The sequence below is a fragment of the Niallia sp. Man26 genome, from assembly GCF_022049065.2.
In the GTDB taxonomy this organism is placed as follows: Bacteria; Bacillota; Bacilli; order Bacillales; family Cytobacillaceae; genus Niallia.
Genome location: NZ_CP095743.1, coordinates 3,233,175 through 3,252,644 on the forward strand (window position 1 = coordinate 3,233,175; position 19,470 = coordinate 3,252,644).

A 19,470-nucleotide genomic window follows, 5' to 3' on the forward strand; every position below is an offset into this window, starting at 1 on the left:
CTCTTTTACGCAGTGCCCTTTTATTATGGCAGTATCTTTAAATCTTTTTCATGAATATCATAAAAAGCTAATTTATAATTTATTTTCTCCAGATAGCTATAAGTTTCTTGCAGCTGTTCTTCTACTTTTTTCTTATGCTTAAGCATCATTTCTTTTCTTTCCCTAATAGAGTCCTTGCCATACTGTGTTAATTCCACATATTTCTTCATTTCACTCAGCGGCATATTCGTTGCACGCAAACACACCATAAAGCTTAGCCACTCTAAGTGATAATCCTCATAAATTCGAATTCCATTATGATCTCTATTAACAGTAGGAACAAGTCCTTCTTTTTCATAAAAACGCAGTGTGTGCGGAGATATTCCTGTTTTTTCAGCAACCTCGCTTATCGTAAGCCCCATATGGCCCCTCCTCTTATACCTCATTCTATTTTCATGTATTTTACTTTATATCTATTTATTTCCGCAATTAAAAGCATATTCCTATAAATATGTTCATATTGAGAAAAGACCTATTAACGAATAATAGGCCTCTCCCTTTCATTCACATAATAATCTTATTACTGCATATACTTCTCCACTAATTCAAAGCATCTTTCTTCCGTAAGATTTCCTAGCACAGCCACGTATTCCAACTGTTCCATCGTACCGCCTTCATATTTTAAAGAAGCCTCTTTTGCAGTACTATCTCTGTATTCAATCCACTTACGCTGTTCATTTCTCAACTGCTCCATTTCGTCAGAAGGCAGTTGCTTCTGTAAGACACCATAAATTTCATTTACTAAGCCATCCCACGTGTCATATCTGTCACCTTCAACCTTTTTCATGGCATATGTTGAGTCATCTTCTGGATTGTTCCGTCGTTCATCCATTTCTTTTTTTGTATCATTTAATTTCTTGAGATACTCTTCCTTTTGACTCTCTGCAGTATCATTAGCAGCTGTGTTTTTTTCCGTTTTATTTGTACCAGTATTTTCTTTAGGTGCCTCACCATTTGCTGTTTGAGAACTGCTGTTATGTTCAGCTTGTTTATCTGCTGAATTGCTTGATTCTGTGGATGAGTTATTACAAGCAGCCAAAATCAGTACCGCAACTAAAGAGAAAATCACCTCAAAAGTTTTCATTATGAAAGTCCTCCTTTTATGGAAGTGAGTGACGTTCCTCCTTTTATTCCCTTTATTTAACAATATAACAATTACAATTATTGTTAATCAATTTATATGTATATTTCTCGGTTTATTTTTAGAAGCAAGACAGCAGCATAAATAAAAAAGCACCAAACCCCCAACCGGGAATTTGATGCTTCATATCTCTAAGTAGTAAAAAACCACCAAACATATGTATTTGGTGGAGACGGTGGGAGTCGAACCCACGTCCAGAAACATCGGCACTTAAGCTTCTACGAGTGTAGTCAACATATTCGCGATTCGCTCATTCTTATGCCTGCTGACGGGCGTCCGATGAGCTAGCCTGGTTGTTCTCTTCCTTCTTCCTCAGACGGTGGAATCCGGCGTAGCCCACTTAAAGTGAGTCCCTTACCCTACCACATGGGCGATGGAGGGAGGAACCGCTAAGCGCTATTAAGCAGCTAAAGCGAAGTTGTTTTGTTGTTTGCCAGTTATAGGCTTTGACGTTTTAACGAGGCCGATCCCCTCGACTCGCAACCTAAGCTCGAACTATCCCTGTCGAATCCGTAACGTCCCCATAAGGATAAAATCTAGTGATTGTTACATCACTGGATTCACGCTATTTGCGTTAACGTTAGGAAGCTCAAAAATAGGAGCTTTAAGTTATGCTTGTCTTAACGACATAATTTATTATAACATAAACATCCTAGATTTCAATTGTAAGTTTTTGGATTACATTTTTTGTCTATCTCTTAAGGCACGCTCGATGCTGCGGTTTGCTTCTTTGCGCTTTAATGTCTCACGCTTGTCATAGTTTTTCTTACCCTTACCGAGCCCGATTAAAACCTTGGCAAAGCCGTTTTTCATATAAAGCTTCAATGGAACTAATGCATAACCGATTTCCTTCGTGTCGCCAATCAGCTGGTTTATCTGCTTTTTGTGAAGCAGCAGCTTGCGTGTTCTCAGCGGCTCATGATTATAACGGTTTCCTTGTTCATATGGGCTTATATGCATGCCATACAAAAATACTTCACCGTTATGAACACGGGCATATGATTCCTTCAGGTTAACCCTGCCAGCACGGATTGCCTTAATCTCTGTTCCTTGCAGCACGATGCCTGCTTCATATGTTTCCTCAATAAAATAATCGTGGTTCGCTTTTTTGTTTTGAGCGACTACTTTCCCTTCACCTTTTGGCATTAAAATCCCCTACCTTTATAACCTAATTGTATCAAATTATCTCTGTTCGGACAATTTTGATGAAGTTTATCAAAGGGAAGCAAGATATGCTTCCCTTTCTCAAAAACATTTTAGCGTTTCTTTTTCTTTCTTTTTGCTTTTGGGGCATTTTCATAAAACTTTCTTTCTTTTTTGCCCTTGCGTTTTCCTTCCCCGTTGCTGCCATTGCCATTGCCATTGCGTCCATCTTTGCCGGCCCCAGACTTTCCTTTCCGTGGCGCGCGAGATGTGCTGCCAGTTGAAAATACTTTGCCCTCTTTTTTCGGATCTCTGCGGCGAGTTCCTTTCATGCCGACAATTTCGAAGTCAATGGCACGCTCTTCTTTATTAACATTAACAACACGAACTGTGATCTCATCACCAATACGGAATACTTTGCCTGTTCTTTCACCAATCATCGCAAAATGGCGTTCATCATAGCGATAATAGTCGTCTGTCATATAGCTGACATGTACAAGACCTTCAATTGTATTCTTAAGCTCCACAAACATTCCAAAGTTTGTGACAGAGCTGATGATGCCGTCATATTCTTCGCCGATTTTATCCAGCATATATTCTGCTTTTTTGAGTTCGTCAGTCTCACGTTCTGCTTCAACAGAGCGTCTTTCCATATTGGACGAATGCTCTGCTATGTCTGTCAGCTTGCTGTTCCATTTCTCTTGAGTAGGAGCGCTAATGTCACCTTCTACTAGATATGTGCGAATAAGTCTGTGCACAATTAAATCGGGATAGCGTCTGATTGGAGACGTGAAGTGCGTATAGAACTCTGTTGACAACCCGAAATGCCCTAGACTTTCTGGATAATATTTTGCCTGCTGCATGGAGCGGAGCATAACAGTTGAAATAACCATTTCTTCTGGTGTGCCTTGCACCTCTTCAATAATTTCCTGAAGAGCTCTCGGATGAACTTCATTCGCAGTACCTTTCACGATATAGCCGAAGTTTGTAATAAACTCAAAAAACCTGCGCAGCTTTTCTTCTTTCGGGTCTTCGTGAATACGATAAATAAACGGTACTTGCAGCCAGTGGAAATGTTCTGCTACTGTTTCATTGGCAACAAGCATGAACTCTTCAATAAGGCGTTCTGCAACAGAACGTTCACGAAGGACAACATCCTTTGGCTTTCCATTTTCTTCAACAAGAACCTTTGATTCTTTGAAATCAAAGTCGATTGCTCCTCGGCCCATCCGTTTTGTGCGAAGAATCTGCGCAAGCTCTTCCATTCTCTCAAACATTGGAACAAGCTCAGCATATCTTTCTCGCAGCTCTTCATCTTTGTCATTTAAGATTGAGTTAACATCGGCATAAGTCATTCGTTCTGTTGTCTTAATGACACTTTGGAATATCTCATGGCTAACCACTTCACCGCTCGGGCTGATTTCCATTTCACAAGACAATGTCAGACGATTTACTTTTGGATTCAAAGAGCAAATCCCATTTGACAGGCGATGTGGAATCATTGGAATAACTCGGTCTACTAAATAAACACTTGTGCCTCTGTCTTGTGCCTCTACATCAATTGGTGAATCTTCCGTCACATAATAAGAAACGTCTGCAATGTGAACCCCAAGCTTGTAGTTGCCATTTTCCAGCCTTGTAACGGTTACCGCATCGTCCAAGTCCTTTGCATCAGCACCATCAATTGTGACAATCTGCTGATCCCTTAAATCACGTCTGTTTTTGATTTCACTTTCATCAATTTCATCTGGAACACTGTCAGCCTGTGCCATCACTTCGTCAGGAAAAGCAAGCGGCAGTCCATGCTTATGAATAACAGATAGAATATCCACACCAGGATCATTTTTATGGCCCAGTATCTTGATAATCTCCCCTTCTGCATTCTTTCTTCCTTCTGGATAAGCAGTTAAGTTTACAACTACTTTATGGCCTTCTACAGCACCCTTTGTGCTGCCTTTAGGAATGAACACATCTGTGGCAATTTTTTTATCATCGGGAATAACAAACCCAAAATTCTTGCTTTCGGAATATGTACCGACAATTTGCTGCACACCTCGTTCCAGAATACGGACGATGGTTCCTTCCCGTCTTTGACCAGAGCTTTCTGAAGTGACACGGGCAAGCACGATATCGCCATTCATCGCTGTCTTCACTTCATTTGGCGGGATAAAGATATCGTCTAGACCAGGCTCCTCTGGAATAACAAAGGCAAAACCCTTTGCATGGCCGGATATCTTCCCTTTCACTAAATTCATCTTTTCAGGCAGACCGTAACGATTGCTTCTCGTTCTTACAACCAACCCTTTTTCTTCCATCTGCACTAATGCCTTGACGAACTCCTTAAAGTTAGAAGAATCCTCAATTCCAAACGCTTCCTCCAGCTCCTGTACTGTCAGGGGCTTATACGCCTCGTCCTTCATATAATGCAGCAGCTTTTCTATATGCTCTTGAATTATATCCAAACAAACAACCTCCTTTTAATTAATTAATCCAATCTAATCGATCAATAAACTGGTAGAAGTCCTCAAAAACCTCGTCCTTTTCTTTATCATGTGTAATAACATGGCCAGAATTCTCATACCATTTGATCTCTTTATCATCACTTTCCACTTCATTATAGATAATATTTGCACTATCTGTATTAATCATGTGGTCATGTCTTGCTTGTATAACAAAAACAGGGGAATAAATTAAATCCACTGATTGACGGACATCTGCAATCAAGCCTTGCAGCTCTTTTAACGTATTCATCGGGGCGAATTCTGCCATTTCTTGTTCAATGACTTCCTCCGATTTTCCTTCCCTAACCTTATAGTTACGAGCATATTCAAGGACGCCCTCATACATGACTTCTTCGCTTTTAATATACATTGGAGAACACATTGTTACGATACCCTTTACAGGTACAGTGTAACCTAACTTAAGAGAAAATACCCCGCCTAGAGAAAGTCCGCCCACTGCAATTTCTTCATAACCTTTTTCTTTCAAGAAATTATAGCCTGCCTGAACATCTTTCCACCAATCTTCTGGCCCATACTGCACAAGGTCCTCTGGCGGCACTCCATGGCCTTTATACAACGGAATATAGCAGCTGTATCCTTTAGTATTCAAATAGCGTCCAAGCATTCTTACATCTGATGTGTTGCCTGTGAAGCCGTGCAGCAGCAATACAGCACGTTTATTACTTCCTTCAAAATACAACGGCTTTTGTTCCACTAATTTCATTTTAAAAACACTCCTTGCCTTATCTTTTCCCATTTCCATCGGATTAACATATGTATAGCTGATTTTCTTTTTAGTAAATCTCATCCTATTTTAGGCAGAAAAAAGGATAAGAATCCAGCAAAAAGATTCCAAAACCCCTCTTGCAGAAAAAAAACCTGACCGCATCCGGCCAGGTTTTTCATCTATACCGTTCAGCTATTAAATATCGAAATAGCTGACTGCAATCGTTAAAGCAAAGAACAAAATTGACAGTACGATTGTTGTATTATGAAGTATTAAGTCTAAACCGCGAGCTTTTTGTTTACCGAAAAGCTGTTCTGCCCCACCTGAAATGGCCCCGGATAGACCTGCACTTTTTCCTGATTGCAGAAGCACTACTACAATAAGAGCAAGAGCAACAATAATCAGTAATGTTAATAAGATTGTGTGTAACATACAAGCACCTCCATTAAAACGAACATACATTACTCTTAATGTACCATAATTTATCTTGTCCCACAATAGCATTACAACGGTTTTATCCAAGTTGTGGCAACAAAAAAGCACCTGACACAAAAATGTCAGGTGCTTGAAGTTCAAACCTTATTTAGTAAGGTTGTAGAAAGATTTAAGACCATCGTATACAGCTAGGTCGCCAAGCTCGTCTTCAATGCGAAGAAGTTGGTTGTACTTAGCAATACGGTCTGTACGAGAAAGTGAACCAGTTTTGATTTGGCCAGCGTTAGTAGCAACAGCGATGTCAGCGATTGTTGCATCTTCTGTTTCACCAGAACGGTGAGATACTACTGCAGTGTAACCTGCACGTTTAGCCATTTCGATAGCTTCGAAAGTTTCAGTCAAAGTACCGATTTGGTTAACTTTGATAAGGATTGAGTTAGCAATTCCTTTTTCGATACCTTCAGCCAATTTTTTAGTGTTTGTAACGAATAGATCGTCACCAACCAATTGTACTTTAGAACCGATGCGGTCAGTCAACAATTTGTGACCTTCCCAGTCGTTTTCGTCAAGACCATCTTCAATAGAGATGATTGGGAATTCGTTAACTAGCTCTTCGTAGAAAGATACTAGCTCTTCAGAAGTTAAGCCAGTGCGGCCTTCTCCAGCAAGATCGTATTTACCAGTTTCTTTGTTGTAGAACTCAGAAGAAGCAACGTCCATTCCAAGCAAGATGTCTTTACCAGGCTCATAGCCAGCTTTTTTGATTGCTTCGATGATAACTTCAAGAGCTTCACGGTTTGAACCAAGGTTTGGAGCGAATCCACCTTCGTCACCTACAGCTGTGTTCAAGCCTTTTGCAGATAGAACTGATTTAAGTGCATGGAACACTTCAGCACCATAACGCAATGCTTCTTTGAATGTTGGAGCACCTACTGGCAAGATCATGAACTCTTGGAAGTCCACGTTGTTGTCAGCGTGAGAACCACCGTTGATGATGTTCATCATTGGAGTTGGCAATTGCTTAGCATTGAATCCGCCAAGGTAACGGTACAATGGAAGACCAACAACTTCAGAAGCAGCGTGAGCTGCAGCCATAGATACACCAAGGATAGCGTTAGCACCTAATTTACCTTTGTTTTCAGTTCCGTCAAGCTCGATCATAGTTCTGTCGATTCCAGCTTGGTCAGTAACGTCCATACCGATGATTGCTTCAGCGATAACTTCGTTTACGTTTTCTACTGCTTTAAGAACACCTTTGCCAAGGTAGCGTGATTTGTCGCCGTCACGCAATTCTACTGCTTCGTATTCACCAGTTGATGCACCAGATGGAACAAGTGCACGACCGAAGAAACCTGATTCTGTTAAAACTTCTACTTCTACTGTTGGGTTACCGCGTGAGTCTAATACTTCGCGAGCATATACATGTTGAATGTATGGCATAATAAATTCTCTCCTTTTAATAAATCAATTATTTTTTAATGATAGATGTACCAGTCATTTCTGCTGGTTGTTCAAGTCCTAATAACTCAAGCATAGTTGGAGCCAAATCTCCAAGCTTTCCTTCTTGAAGCTCGACACCAGGCACTGTCACAATGACAGGCACAGGGTTTGTTGTATGTGCAGTCATTGGTTTTCCATCAAGTGTTACCACTTCATCTGAGTTACCATGGTCTGCTGTAATGATAGCTTTGCCGCCTTTTTCTTCAATCAGTGTGATGATTTTGCCTAAGCATTCATCAACAGTCTCGATAGCCTTGATAGTAGGTTCAAGCATTCCGGAGTGCCCAACCATATCAGGGTTTGCAAAGTTTAAGATGATAGCATCAAAATTATCTGCTTCAATCTCTTTTAGAAGTGCATCTGTCACTTCATAAGCGCTCATTTCTGGCTGCAAGTCGTATGTTGCAACTTTAGGAGAGTTGATCAAAATACGCTTTTCACCAGGGAATTCCGCTTCACGTCCACCGCTCATGAAGAACGTTACGTGTGGGTATTTTTCCGTTTCCGCAATGCGGAGCTGAGTTAATCCATTTTGGGAAATAACTTCACCTAATGTGTTATCCAAGTTTGTTGGCTTGAAAGCAACATACCCTTTTACTGTTTCACTGAAATGAGTTAAGCATACGAAATATAAATCTTTCGGATGATTTTCTCCGCGATCGAATGAACGGAAGTCCTCATTTGTGAATACATTAGAGATTTGGATTGCACGGTCTGGACGGAAGTTATAGAAAATTACTGCATCTTCGTCTTGAATGGTTGCAACCGGCTTACCGTCTTCTTTAGTAATAACAGACGGAAGTACGAATTCGTCAAAGATACCATTTCTGTAGTTATCTTCTACAACATCCAATGGGTTGGAGTAGCTAGGTCCTTCACCATAGGCCATTGCACGGTAGGATTTTTCAACACGGTCCCAGCGCTTATCTCTATCCATAGAATAGTAGCGTCCTGAGATTGTCGCAAATTCACCTACACCGTATTCTTCTATTTTTTCTTGTGTAGCCTTAATGTATTTTTCCGCAGTCTTTTGACCGACGTCTCGGCCGTCTAGAATTCCGTGAATATATACATTTTTTACACCCTCGTCTTTTGCAAGGCGAAGAAGGGCATACATATGTTCAATATGGCTGTGAACCCCTCCATCTGATAAAAGACCGAACAGATGAAGATTCTTGCCTTTTTCCTTCACATGCTTGATGGCATTTACGAAAGTTTCGTTCTTAGCGAACTGACCTTCTCTGATTGCCACATTCACTCTTGTCAAGCTTTGGTAAACAATACGTCCTGCTCCAATGTTCAAATGGCCAACTTCAGAGTTACCCATTTGTCCTTCTGGAAGACCTACATCTTCACCGCTCGCAACAAGTGTTGTGTGAGGATATTGATTCCAGTATTTATCAAAGTTTGGCTTTTTTGCTTGAGCAACAGCATTTCCCATACGTTCGTCTCTCAATGCAAAGCCATCCAAAATGATCAATGCTACAGGAGATTTACTCATGCCTTACCTTCCTCCAATAATTGCAGGAAGCTTTGTGCTTCTAAGCTAGCTCCTCCTACAAGAGCACCATCGATATCAGGCTGTGCCATATATTCTTTGATGTTCTCAGGCTTAACGCTGCCGCCGTATTGAATGCGGATGCTTTCTGCCACTTCTGGAGAAAACTGTTCGCTTACTGTTTTACGGATATGTGCGCAAACTTCGTTAGCATCAGCTGATGTAGAAGATTTGCCTGTTCCGATTGCCCAGATTGGCTCATAAGCTACAACTGTTGCTTTAGCTTGCTCATCTGTAAGACCAGCTAGAGCTTTTGAAACTTGAGAAGCAACGAATTCGTTTGTTTCGCCGTTTTCTCTTTGCTCAAGCGTTTCACCACAGCAAACGATTGGAGTTAAGTTGTTTTCAAATGCTGCAATCGTTTTTTTGTTAACAGCTTCGTCTGTTTCATTGAAGAACTCACGGCGTTCAGAGTGTCCAAGGACAACGTATTTAGCACCGATGTTTTCCAAAGCTACAGGGCTGATTTCACCTGTGAAAGCACCATTTTTTTCGAAGTGCATGTTTTGTGCACCAATTTTCACTTCTGTGCCGTCAGTCAATTCTACTAATTGACCGATGAATAGAGCAGGAGCGACAACTACTGCATCAACCTGTTCACTAGAAGGAATTGATTCTTTAATTTCTTGGATAAAGTCCACTGCTTCAGGAAGTGTTTTGTTCATCTTCCAGTTTCCAGCGATAATAGGTTTGCGCATGTATAACATCCTTTCATGCTTGGTTAATTATTATTTATCGTTAAGAGCTACTACACCTGGAAGTTCTTTGCCTTCCATGAATTCCAACGAAGCACCGCCACCTGTTGAAATATGGCTCATTTTGTTTGCAAGGTCAAACTTCTCAACTGCTGCTGCAGAATCTCCACCACCGATGACAGAGTATGTATCTTGTGATTCAGCAAGAGCTGTTGCTACTGCTTTTGTTCCTTTAGCAAATGTATCTAATTCAAACACACCCATTGGTCCGTTCCAGATAACCAATTTAGAGTTTTTGATAACATCTGCATAGATTTCTCTTGTTTTTGGACCGATGTCCAACGCTTCCCAATCAGAAGGGATTTCTTCGATGGAAACAGTTTGTGTGTTAGCATCGTTAGAGAAGTCGTCTGCAACTGTTACATCTACAGGCATGTAGAATTTAACACCTTTTTCTTTCGCTTTTTCCATATAAGATTTCGCTAGTTCGATTTTATCTTCTTCAAGAAGAGACAATCCGATTTCATGGCCAAGTGCTTTTACGAATGTATAAGCTAATCCGCCACCGATGATCAAGTTATCTACTTTATCAAGAAGGTTATCGATTACGCCGATTTTGTCTTTTACTTTAGCTCCACCGACGATAGCTGTGAATGGACGGTCTGGATTTGAAAGTGCTTTTCCTAATACATCAAGCTCTTTTTCCATTAATAGACCAGATACAGCTGGGATATGGTGTGCAATACCTTCAGTTGAAGCATGTGCACGGTGTGCTGCACCAAATGCATCGTTTACGAATACATCAGCTAGTTCAGCATAGCTTTTTGCTAGTTCTGCATCGTTTTTCTCTTCACCAGCATTGAAACGTACGTTTTCAAGCAATAGCACATCGCCTTCAGACAGCTTGCTGATTTCAGCTTTAACAGCTTCACCATAAGACTCATCTGTTTTTACAACATTTTTGCCAAGTAGCTCAGAAAGACGTGCAGCAACTGGAGTTAAACGCAATTCTTCTACCACTTCACCATTTGGACGGCCTAAGTGACTTGCTAAAATTACGATAGCACCTTTTTCTACTAACTCGTTAATAGTTGGTAGTGCTGCTTGAATTCTTGTTTCATCCGTGATTTTTTGATCCTTCATCGGAACGTTGAAGTCAACACGAACAAATACTTTTTTGCCTTTTAAATCGATATCGCGAATCGTTTTCTTGTTCATTAAATGAGACCCTCCACTTGCATTATTTTAAGCTTTTAATCCGTATCCACTAAAGATTGCAAAGCTATTTTTAAAAGAGCGGAAACAAAGCTGTTTCCGCTGTTTGATTAAGGGCTTTAGCTTAACAAAATTATTTTGTAGCTAATTGTGCAAAGTGTTTAACTGTTCTTACAAGTTGGTTTGTGTAAGACATTTCGTTGTCATACCAAGCAACAGTTTTAACCAATTGCTTGTCGCCAACTGTCATAACTTTAGTTTGAGTTGCATCGAACAATGAACCATAGCTGATTCCGATGATGTCAGAAGAAACGATTTCGTCTTCAGTGTAACCGTAAGACTCGTCAGCAGCTGCTTTCATTGCTGCGTTAACTTCTTCAACTGTTACTTTTTTGTCAAGAACTGTTACAAGCTCAGTTAATGAACCAGTTTTAACAGGTACACGTTGTGCAGCTCCGTCTAATTTACCGTTAAGTTCTGGCAATACTAGACCGATAGCTTTAGCAGCACCAGTTGAGTTAGGGATGATGTTTTCTGCAGCAGCACGAGCGCGGCGGAAGTCACCTTTTGGATGTGGAGCGTCAAGAGTGTTTTGATCTCCAGTGTAAGCATGGATAGTTGTCATTAGTCCTTCAACGATACCGAAGTTGTCTTGAAGTGCTTTTGCCATTGGAGCTAGGCAGTTTGTAGTACAAGAAGCACCAGAGATAACTGTTTCAGTACCATCAAGAATGTCATGGTTTACGTTGTAAACGATTGTTTTCATTTCACCAGTTGCAGGTGCAGAGATAACAACGTTTTTAGCGCCAGCTTGGATATGAGCTTCAGCACTTTCTTTAGTTGTGAAGAAACCAGTAGATTCGATAACTGTATCTACGTTAAGCTCGCCCCATTTAAGGTCAGCTGGGTTTCTTTCAGCAGTAGTTACTACTTTTTTACCGTTTACTAGGAAGTAACCTTCGTGTACTTCGATTTCACCTTGGAAAGTACCTTGAGATGAATCATATTTTAAAAGATGTGCCAGCATTTTAGTATCAGTTAAATCATTGATAGCCACTACTTCCAATTCTGGGTTTTCCATGATTTTTCTGAATGCTAAACGTCCGATACGTCCAAATCCGTTAATACCAACTTTTACTGTCATTATTATTTCCTCCTCTAAATTTAGAGATAATTATATATAAAGGGATTTCCCATTATATCAAGTTTTTTGCCGCTCCTTCATCTGTGATCAGAATGGTAGAGGGTGGCGCTTTTTTTAAATAGGCTCTAATAGCCTTTGATTTTGACGATCCTCCGGCAACTGCGATTACATTTGGAACAGTAGAAAGATTTTCAAGTCTAAGGCCGATCGTCTGAACCTTATGGACAACCTCTCCGTCTTCATTAAAGTAATAACCAAATGCTTCACCGACAGCATTTGCCTGCACGATTTTTTCCAGGTCACTTGCACTTGTACTGCGGCGTTCTGCCATTGTAATGGCATCTCCAATTCCATGAATAAGCAGGCTAGCTGATTTAATCAACTGTAAAACTTCATTGATGCGGGCATCTTTGACAATGCTTTTGTACATCTCCTTGCTCACTTCATCAGGAGCATACAGGACACGATGCTTGCTGTCTGTGCGATCAGCCATCATGGAACAGATCGTATTGGCCTGGTTTTTAACATCTTCCCCAATGCCGCCACGCGCCGGAACAAACAGCCATTCACCGTCCACTATGTTAGGCGTAAGCATCTCTGCCACTGCAGCCATCGTGGTTCCACCATTAACTGCGATGATATTATTGCCTTTTAATAGTGATTTCATACTATTAGCTGTTGCAAGTCCCAGTTCTTTTTTCAACCATGGAGAATGATCGCTGTCTCCAGCTACAATAATCACTCTTTTGATATGCAGCTTCTTTTCAAGCTCTTTCTCCATTTCGTTAATACCCGTTACTTCCCTCATTACACTAGAAAGACTTTCCAAAGTTTCTTCGCCAATTGGAGTGAGTGTCATGCCAATGTTCGTAATATGTATAAGCTTCTGATCTTTTAAGAACTCCACTTCGCTCCTGAGCACTCGTTCCGTCAATCCAAGGCTTCCCGCCAAGCTTCTTCTGCCGACAGGCTGCATATTGCTGATGTGATGAAGAATGTAATATCTTTTTTGCATAATTACGAGTAAATCAGGCAATAATCTTTTTTGAATCTCGATAAATGAATTCATTCTTGGTGCCCCTTCACTTACAGTGGTCATTTGAAGTCCCGCATAGACATATTATGTCCCACAATCTCCAAAAAAAATCATTTCCTGCTACAAACTCATTCTATCACCAGCGAATAGCAAATTCAACTTATAAACGTCCATTTTTCAAGAAATTTGACGAAAATTCGAAGATGGTTCGCATGTGAATTTCATCACGTTTTCATTGCTTTCATTCTATATAAACAGGAACAGCAGCAAAAAAGGATAAAGATTTAGAAATGGTTAGATAGCTCGTCCCCGTAATAGGAGCGGAATTCTATATCCTCACTCTCAAAGGAATTCAAACAAAAAAAGACTGTCGAAAATCCCATAAAGAGATTCTCAACAGTCTTTTTTTCAAATAGCGCCCTCGAAGGGAATCGAACCCCTATTTCAAGAACCGGAATCTTGCGTGCTATCCATTACACCACGAGGGCAGAATTTTTTAAAGAACGTTTTGATTATATGATATGTTTCGCTTTAATGCAAGGAATAATTGTTTAAAAATATCCAGTCTGGGTATCATGGTAAGGATAAAATCTTATTGTAAAAACATGAATGGAATGACAGTGACATAAAGTGTCGAAGGATATTTTGCTGTATCCGAACGTAAACGTTTGACCTTAATTGACCATCCGTGTATCATTAGGATTACATACAGTAATGAATTTATTTCACTACTGAAGAAACACATACTTATAAAGCAAAATTTATTTTTAAAGGAGGATTTTTTTATGAACTTAATCCCTACAGTTATCGAACAAACGAATAGAGGGGAACGCGCTTATGATATTTATTCCCGTCTGTTAAAAGACCGCATCATCATGCTTGGAAGTGCGATTGACGATAATGTTGCTAACTCTATCGTTTCACAGCTCTTGTTCCTAGATGCTGAAAATCCTGAAAAGGACGTTTCCCTATACATTAACAGCCCTGGCGGTAGCATTACTGCTGGGATGGCTATTTATGACACAATGCAGTTCATCAAGCCGAATGTACAAACAATCTGCATCGGTATGGCTGCTTCTATGGGTGCTTTCTTGCTTGCAGCTGGTGAAAAAGGCAAACGTTATGCCCTTCCAAACGCTGAAGTTATGATTCATCAGCCACTTGGCGGAGCACAAGGTCAAGCTACAGAAATCGAAATTGCTGCAAAACGCATCCTGTTCTTGCGTGACAAGCTGAATGGTATCCTTGCAGAGCGTACTGGCCAGCCAATCGATATTATCGCAAAAGACACAGAGCGTGATAATTTCATGACAGCAGAAAGAGCGAAAGAGTATGGTTTAATTGACAATATTATCACTCGCAATGAACTGTCAGACAAAAAAGATAAATAATAAAAAAAGGAACACCTCGCAATAAAGCGCGAGGTGTTTTTATAATAATTTTTCCAATGTTTTAAGCGCTTCCAATTCATCGCTGCCATCAATAATAAGTTTAATGTCCGCACCTGAGTGTATCGCCAGGCCCATAATTCCCATGATACTCTTCGCGTTTACTCTTCTTCCTTCTTTCTCAATATAAACTTCAGAAACATAGTTTGTCGCTTCTTGAACAAATATCGCTGCAGGTCTTGCTTGTAAGCCTGATTTCAATGTTACTTTAATATCTCTTTCTACCACCTGAAATCTCCTCCCCGATTTAAAATATACAAGGAGGATAATATACCCTTACAACTTAAAGTTTTAAGATATATTATCCCTCTATACTTATTATACTTGTTCTCCTCTGCGTAGCGCATCAGCAATTTCATCTATTTTTCTCAGCCTGTGGTTAATACCGGATTTACTGATATTCCCGGAGGAAACCATTTCGCCAAGCTCCTTTAAAGTCACATCCTGATAAGCTACTCTCAGCTCGGCAATTTCACGCAGCCTGTCTGGGAGCACTTGAAGTCCAACCGTCCGTTCAATAAAGCGGATATTTTCCACCTGTCTCAATGCGGCGCCAATTGTTTTGTTCAGGTTGGCAGTCTCACAGTTAACAAGCCTGTTAACAGAATTTCTCATATCCCTGACAATCCGGATATCCTCAAAGCGAAGCAAAGCTCCATGAGCACCGATGATATTTAGGAATTCTGTAATTTTTTCCGCTTCTTTCAAATATGTGATGAAGCCTTTCTTTCTCTCCAGCACTTTGCTGTTTAAATCGAAAGTATTCATCAGATTGCTCAATGCAACAATATGCTCTTTGTAAAGTGATGTTATTTCCAAATGATAGGAGGATGTTTCCGGGTTATTGACAGAGCCTCCCGCAAGAAAGGCCCCTCTCAAATAGGAGCGTTTGCAGCATTTTTTCTTAACAAGGTCTTCTGCAATTTCATGTGTAAACATAAAGCCCTCTGTTAAAATGCTCAAGCTTTCCAAAATTTCCTTCGCTTTCGTGGAAAGTCTTACAATATACACATTGTTTTTTTTAAGTCGCATCTTCTTTCTCACCAACAGCTCGACAGGTATGTCGTAATACTTTTTGATGAGTGTATATATTCTTCTTGCAATCGCGGCATTTTCTGTCTGAATGTCCACCACCAGCTTTTGGTTGGAAAAGGATAAAGTGCCATTCATCTGGATCAGGGCAGACAGCTCTGCCCTGCCGCAGCAATCTTTAACTTCAATAGTCGTTAATTCTTTTTTCGTCTCTGAAGCGAAAGACATACCTTCACCCCCATTTTAAAACGCAAACCCTATTCCCTGTTATTGATCGGCTTTCAGTTCTGGATCAAGCATAGAATAGAGGATTTTCGCCACTTCCAACGTGTTATGGCGGATGACCTTTTCCTCCAGGCTGATAATTTCTCCAAGAATGACTTCTAGTCCAAGCTTCTCTAATTTCTCTGTATCAAAAAAGACAGGTTTTGCTTTCTCTTCATTATACCGTTCCAGAACGTTCGCTGGGATATTTTCTTTATTTACCAATATTGTGTTTAAAAAAGGCTCTGGCATATGCTCATAAATAGCCTTAACATGATCGCTCGCTGAGTAATCAAGAGTTTCGCCGGCTTGTGTCATGATGTTGCAAATATAAACTTTCTTTGCAGCTGCTGTCATGATTTCCCTGCTTATTTCAGGCACAACAAGATTTGGAAGGATGCTCGTATAAAGACTTCCCGGTCCAATCACAATCAAGTCTGCATGACGGATTGCCTGAATTGCTTCAGGCAGCGGCGTCGCATGTTCCGGTGTTAAAAACACCTCTTTTATTTTCTTCCCGCTCTCGGGAATTCTTGACTCACCTGTAACGATTGAACCATCTTCCATTCTTGCATTTAAAACTACACTGTGGCTTGTAGCCGGCAATACTTTTCCGCGCACATTAAGCACTTTGCTCATTTCCTGAATGGCATAGGTGAAATTACCAGTAATCGATGTCATCGCTGCAATAATCAAGTTGCCTAAAGAGTGTCCATTTAAATCCTTGCTGTTCGAAAACCGGTGCTGAAACATTTCCTCCACCAACGGTTCGACATCGGATAATGCAGCCAGTACATTTCTAATATCACCTGGTGCAGGAATGTCCAAATCATCACGCAGCCGGCCCGAACTTCCTCCATCATCTGCAACAGTGACAATAGCTGTAATGTCCAAAGGATACTTCTTTAATCCTCTCACAAGGACAGACAAGCCGGTGCCGCCACCGATAATTACAATTCTCGGATGCTCCACTTCATTCATGCTTTTTGGTCCTTTCTCCTCTCCATGTCACGATGAGTTATTTCGACATGATAATCACCTTCGAAATGTTTGCCAATATACTCCGATAAGGCAACAGAACGATGCTGGCCGCCAGTGCAGCCAATTGCTACAACGAGTTGGGACTTCCCTTCCCTTTTATACTGCGGAAGCATAAAGGTAAGCAGATCAATGACTTTTTCAAGAAATTGGCCTGTTTCTGTCCATTTCAATACATAGCTGGACACATCAGCATCTAATCCTGTTTTTGGTCTCATATGCTCAACGTAATGAGGGTTTGGTAAGAAACGAACATCAAATACTAAATCAGCATCAATCGGGATGCCATGCTTAAAGCCGAAGCTCATGACATTCACCGTAAAAATCGTATCTTTATTCGCTGAAAACTCCATTAATATTTTTTCTCGCAATTCTCTTGGAGAGCTTTTCGATGTATTGTAAATGATTTGTGCTCTGCCTTTTAGCTCCTCAAGCAATTCTCGCTCCATTTCAATTCCTTCAAGGGGAAGGCCTGAGGGTGCAAGAGGATGCGATCTTCTTGTTTCCTTATATCTTCTGACTAAAGTGCTGTCATCTGCATCCAGAAAGAGCACTTTCGGCACTACCCAGGATTTTGCCAAATCATCCAATGCACTGAATAAATTGTCAAAAAACTCTCTGCCCCGCAAATCCATCACAAGGGCAACCTTATTCATCTTATTCTCTGATTCCTTCATAAGTTCAAGAAACTTTGGCAAAAGAGTAGGCGGCAAGTTGTCTACACAGAAAAACCCTAAGTCCTCAAAGCTTTGTATGGCCACTGTTTTACCAGCCCCAGACATACCTGTAATAATAACAACTTGCGGCTCGTTCACCACACTCGCACCCATGCTCATTCCCCCTTTAATGTTTTAGCTTGGATCCAACCGGTAGCTAATCAGTTCAAAATCAGGCGTATATGTGAATGTTCCATATATAATTCCATTGCCGTGAATCATATAATCCAAGATGTGATAGTCTCCTTCTGCCATCGGCAGATTTTTGATATTTTCAATATCATGCCAAACTATTTTTCCTTCTTCAGACTCATCCACATGAACTCCGTCAGCGTTTGTGGAGAAGAAGGTGAACATCATCCATTCAGAAGTTATTTTGTCGCCATCCTTGATAATGAACGTGAATATTCCTTTAATATTGGGATTTCTTAAGTATATACCTGTTTCTTCTCGGAATTCTCTGATGCATGAGTCTCTTACAGACTCCCCTGGCTCCATCTTACCGCCTGGAGCAACCCACCAGCCTCTTCTTGGCTTTTGCAAAAGGAGCACCTTATTATCCTTCAGTAACAGGCAGTTCGTCACACGCTGCACTATTATCACCTCAAACATTCTGTAATCTCTATGTAGCATGAAACTACTGCTTAGTTCTTATATTATACTATTATTGTGAAACACCCACAATAAAATGCCTTCTTCAAATAAGTTCTGCTATTTCTCTTTAAATAAAGCGCAAAAAAAAAGCATAGGCGTTATGCCTATGCACCAAAATATATATCTTAAAAGGGGGTCAATTTCTATTATTATGTTACCCGAATTATATTTCACTACTGTTACAGTACAATTAAAAGAGAGTAACACTTTGAAAGCTTTTTCATTACGCCTTTTGTTGTAATGATTCAGCAAGCTCTTCCACATAATGCTGTGCAGCTTGAGCAGCGATACTGCCGTCTCCCGTAGCTGTAACGATTTGACGAAGTGTTTTTTCACGAATGTCTCCTGCCGCGAAAATACCTTGTACTTTCGTTTCCATACGGTCATTTGTTTCGATATAACCATTTTCGTTCGTAATGCCTAAGTTCTCAAACGGTTTAGACAGAGGCACCATTCCGATATAGATGAACACACCGTCAGCAGCAAGTTCCTGCTCTGTGCCGTCCGTTGTAGAAACAAGTGTTACACTGCCGACTTTTCCGTCTTTTTCATTAATTGCTTTAATTGTGTGATTCCAGATGAAATCAACTTTATCGTTAGCAAACGCTCTGTCTTGCAGAATTTTTTGTGCTCTTAATTCATCGCGGCGATGAACAATTGTTACTTGTGAAGCAAAACGTGTTAAATAAACGCCCTCTTCTACAGCTGAATCTCCTCCGCCGATGACGAACAGCCTTTTTTCTTTAAAGAATGCACCGTCACAAACTGCACAATAGGAAACTCCGCGGCCGCCCAATTCTTTTTCGCCAGGAACACCGACTTTTTTGTATTCAGCACCAGTCGAAATGATAATGGATCTTGCTTTATATTCCTTTGAACCTGCTTTGACTGTTTTATATTCTTTCCCGTCAATAATTTCCTTAATATCGCCATATGCATATTCTGCACCGAATTTTTTTGCATGGTTGAACATTTTATTAGAAAGGTCTGGGCCAAGAATGCTTTCAAATCCAGGGAAGTTTTCTACTTCTTCTGTATTTGCCATTTGTCCGCCCGGAATACCTCTTTCAATCATCAATGTGGAAAGGTTGGCACGGGAAGTATAAACAGCTGCTGTCATACCAGCTGGACCGGCACCAATAATAATTACGTCATAAATTTTTTCTTCCGCCACTTTTAAACAC

General features: G+C 40.5%; 19 protein-coding genes, 1 tRNA gene and 1 other RNA gene. 1 reads left to right on the top strand and 20 read right to left on the bottom strand.

Annotated features, from left to right (window positions below; genetic code table 11):
• Positions 1-23: 23 nt before the first annotated feature.
• The 14 genes from L8T27_RS16360 to L8T27_RS16425 all read right to left on the bottom strand — a co-directional run bounded on the left by L8T27_RS16360 (position 24) and on the right by L8T27_RS16425 (position 13,622).
• The gene (locus tag L8T27_RS16360) at positions 24-425 is read right to left on the bottom strand and encodes a MerR family transcriptional regulator (protein WP_349238803.1); all 402 of its coding nucleotides are present in this window, start codon (positions 423-425) and stop codon (positions 24-26) included.
• A 134-nt stretch (positions 426-559) separates the two neighbouring features.
• Positions 560-1,123 (bottom strand): lysozyme inhibitor LprI family protein, encoded by a 564-nt coding sequence (locus L8T27_RS16365; protein WP_237941892.1) that lies wholly within the window; start codon positions 1,121-1,123, stop codon positions 560-562.
• A gap of 221 nt (positions 1,124-1,344) precedes the next feature.
• Positions 1,345-1,703, bottom strand: a transfer-messenger RNA (tmRNA) gene (gene ssrA / locus L8T27_RS16370).
• Between the two features lie 155 nt (positions 1,704-1,858).
• Positions 1,859-2,326, bottom strand: coding sequence for an SsrA-binding protein SmpB (smpB, locus tag L8T27_RS16375; RefSeq protein WP_127738132.1), 468 nt, complete (start codon positions 2,324-2,326; stop codon positions 1,859-1,861).
• 110 nt (positions 2,327-2,436) lie between these two features.
• Positions 2,437-4,743, bottom strand: a complete 2,307-nt coding sequence (gene rnr, locus L8T27_RS16380; protein WP_233316630.1) for a ribonuclease R — start codon at positions 4,741-4,743, stop codon at positions 2,437-2,439.
• 61 nt (positions 4,744-4,804) lie between these two features.
• Positions 4,805-5,548 (bottom strand): alpha/beta hydrolase, encoded by a 744-nt coding sequence (locus L8T27_RS16385; RefSeq protein ID WP_233316601.1) that lies wholly within the window; start codon positions 5,546-5,548, stop codon positions 4,805-4,807.
• A gap of 198 nt (positions 5,549-5,746) precedes the next feature.
• On the bottom strand, positions 5,747-5,983 hold the full coding sequence (secG, locus tag L8T27_RS16390; protein ID WP_233316602.1) for a preprotein translocase subunit SecG: 237 nt from the start codon (positions 5,981-5,983) through the stop codon (positions 5,747-5,749).
• Positions 5,984-6,130: 147 nt separating this feature from the next.
• Positions 6,131-7,426 carry a phosphopyruvate hydratase gene (gene eno / locus L8T27_RS16395; RefSeq protein ID WP_233316603.1) on the bottom strand — a complete coding sequence of 432 codons (1,296 nt, stop codon included), beginning with the start codon at positions 7,424-7,426 and terminating at the stop codon, positions 6,131-6,133.
• A 28-nt stretch (positions 7,427-7,454) separates the two neighbouring features.
• Positions 7,455-8,987 (bottom strand): 2,3-bisphosphoglycerate-independent phosphoglycerate mutase, encoded by a 1,533-nt coding sequence (gene gpmI / locus L8T27_RS16400; protein ID WP_233316604.1) that lies wholly within the window; start codon positions 8,985-8,987, stop codon positions 7,455-7,457.
• Entirely contained in the window at positions 8,984-9,742 is a 759-nt protein-coding gene (gene tpiA, locus L8T27_RS16405) for a triose-phosphate isomerase (RefSeq protein ID WP_233316605.1), read from the bottom strand. Before tpiA ends, gpmI begins: the two co-directional genes overlap by 4 nt.
• 30 nt (positions 9,743-9,772) lie before the next feature.
• The gene (locus L8T27_RS16410; protein WP_233316606.1) at positions 9,773-10,957 is read right to left on the bottom strand and encodes a phosphoglycerate kinase; all 1,185 of its coding nucleotides are present in this window, start codon (positions 10,955-10,957) and stop codon (positions 9,773-9,775) included.
• A 130-nt stretch (positions 10,958-11,087) separates the two neighbouring features.
• Positions 11,088-12,098 (bottom strand): type I glyceraldehyde-3-phosphate dehydrogenase, encoded by a 1,011-nt coding sequence (gap, locus tag L8T27_RS16415; RefSeq protein ID WP_127738140.1) that lies wholly within the window; start codon positions 12,096-12,098, stop codon positions 11,088-11,090.
• A gap of 52 nt (positions 12,099-12,150) precedes the next feature.
• On the bottom strand, positions 12,151-13,167 hold the full coding sequence (locus tag L8T27_RS16420) for a sugar-binding transcriptional regulator (protein ID WP_233316607.1): 1,017 nt from the start codon (positions 13,165-13,167) through the stop codon (positions 12,151-12,153).
• Positions 13,168-13,550: 383 nt separating this feature from the next.
• Positions 13,551-13,622: transfer RNA gene (locus L8T27_RS16425), tRNA-Arg, on the bottom strand.
• Between the two features lie 297 nt (positions 13,623-13,919).
• Between L8T27_RS16425 and clpP the strand changes: the two genes are divergently transcribed.
• Positions 13,920-14,525: an ATP-dependent Clp endopeptidase proteolytic subunit ClpP gene (gene clpP / locus L8T27_RS16430; RefSeq protein ID WP_233316608.1), complete on the top strand. Its 606-nt coding sequence runs from the start codon at positions 13,920-13,922 to the stop codon at positions 14,523-14,525.
• A 39-nt stretch (positions 14,526-14,564) separates the two neighbouring features.
• Here clpP and L8T27_RS16435 read toward each other — a convergent pair whose 3' ends face one another.
• From L8T27_RS16435 to trxB, 6 genes are all read right to left on the bottom strand, one after another.
• Positions 14,565-14,810 (bottom strand): HPr family phosphocarrier protein, encoded by a 246-nt coding sequence (locus L8T27_RS16435; RefSeq protein WP_233316609.1) that lies wholly within the window; start codon positions 14,808-14,810, stop codon positions 14,565-14,567.
• A 90-nt stretch (positions 14,811-14,900) separates the two neighbouring features.
• Positions 14,901-15,842: a DNA-binding protein WhiA gene (gene whiA, locus L8T27_RS16440; protein ID WP_233316610.1), complete on the bottom strand. Its 942-nt coding sequence runs from the start codon at positions 15,840-15,842 to the stop codon at positions 14,901-14,903.
• Positions 15,843-15,881: 39 nt separating this feature from the next.
• Positions 15,882-16,859, bottom strand: a complete 978-nt coding sequence (locus tag L8T27_RS16445) for a gluconeogenesis factor YvcK family protein (RefSeq protein WP_233316611.1) — start codon at positions 16,857-16,859, stop codon at positions 15,882-15,884.
• The gene (rapZ, locus tag L8T27_RS16450) at positions 16,856-17,752 is read right to left on the bottom strand and encodes an RNase adapter RapZ (protein ID WP_233316612.1); all 897 of its coding nucleotides are present in this window, start codon (positions 17,750-17,752) and stop codon (positions 16,856-16,858) included. The genes L8T27_RS16445 and rapZ overlap by 4 nt, the downstream gene beginning before the upstream one ends.
• Before the next feature lie 15 nt (positions 17,753-17,767).
• On the bottom strand, positions 17,768-18,226 hold the full coding sequence (locus L8T27_RS16455; RefSeq protein WP_192486584.1) for an NUDIX hydrolase: 459 nt from the start codon (positions 18,224-18,226) through the stop codon (positions 17,768-17,770).
• A gap of 283 nt (positions 18,227-18,509) precedes the next feature.
• Positions 18,510-19,460 (bottom strand): thioredoxin-disulfide reductase, encoded by a 951-nt coding sequence (trxB, locus tag L8T27_RS16460; RefSeq protein ID WP_237941893.1) that lies wholly within the window; start codon positions 19,458-19,460, stop codon positions 18,510-18,512.
• Between the last annotated feature and the right edge of the window lie 10 nt (positions 19,461-19,470).

What these genes read in the sequence shown, in the direction of transcription:
- L8T27_RS16360 (WP_349238803.1), bottom strand. Translation starts at nt 425, where the DNA reads ATGAGGTATAAGAGGAGGGGCCATATGGGGCTTACGATAAGCGAGGTT.
- L8T27_RS16365 (WP_237941892.1), bottom strand. Translation starts at nt 1,123, where the DNA reads ATGAAAACTTTTGAGGTGATTTTCTCTTTAGTTGCGGTACTGATTTTG.
- smpB (WP_127738132.1), bottom strand. Translation starts at nt 2,326, where the DNA reads ATGCCAAAAGGTGAAGGGAAAGTAGTCGCTCAAAACAAAAAAGCGAAC.
- rnr (WP_233316630.1), bottom strand. Translation starts at nt 4,743, where the DNA reads ATGAAGGACGAGGCGTATAAGCCCCTGACAGTACAGGAGCTGGAGGAA.
- L8T27_RS16385 (WP_233316601.1), bottom strand. Translation starts at nt 5,548, where the DNA reads ATGAAATTAGTGGAACAAAAGCCGTTGTATTTTGAAGGAAGTAATAAA.
- secG (WP_233316602.1), bottom strand. Translation starts at nt 5,983, where the DNA reads ATGTTACACACAATCTTATTAACATTACTGATTATTGTTGCTCTTGCT.
- eno (WP_233316603.1), bottom strand. Translation starts at nt 7,426, where the DNA reads ATGCCATACATTCAACATGTATATGCTCGCGAAGTATTAGACTCACGC.
- gpmI (WP_233316604.1), bottom strand. Translation starts at nt 8,987, where the DNA reads ATGAGTAAATCTCCTGTAGCATTGATCATTTTGGATGGCTTTGCATTG.
- tpiA (WP_233316605.1), bottom strand. Translation starts at nt 9,742, where the DNA reads ATGCGCAAACCTATTATCGCTGGAAACTGGAAGATGAACAAAACACTT.
- L8T27_RS16410 (WP_233316606.1), bottom strand. Translation starts at nt 10,957, where the DNA reads ATGAACAAGAAAACGATTCGCGATATCGATTTAAAAGGCAAAAAAGTA.
- gap (WP_127738140.1), bottom strand. Translation starts at nt 12,098, where the DNA reads ATGACAGTAAAAGTTGGTATTAACGGATTTGGACGTATCGGACGTTTA.
- L8T27_RS16420 (WP_233316607.1), bottom strand. Translation starts at nt 13,167, where the DNA reads ATGAATTCATTTATCGAGATTCAAAAAAGATTATTGCCTGATTTACTC.
- clpP (WP_233316608.1), top strand. Translation starts at nt 13,920, where the DNA reads ATGAACTTAATCCCTACAGTTATCGAACAAACGAATAGAGGGGAACGC.
- whiA (WP_233316610.1), bottom strand. Translation starts at nt 15,842, where the DNA reads ATGTCTTTCGCTTCAGAGACGAAAAAAGAATTAACGACTATTGAAGTT.
- L8T27_RS16445 (WP_233316611.1), bottom strand. Translation starts at nt 16,859, where the DNA reads ATGAATGAAGTGGAGCATCCGAGAATTGTAATTATCGGTGGCGGCACC.
- rapZ (WP_233316612.1), bottom strand. Translation starts at nt 17,752, where the DNA reads ATGAGCATGGGTGCGAGTGTGGTGAACGAGCCGCAAGTTGTTATTATT.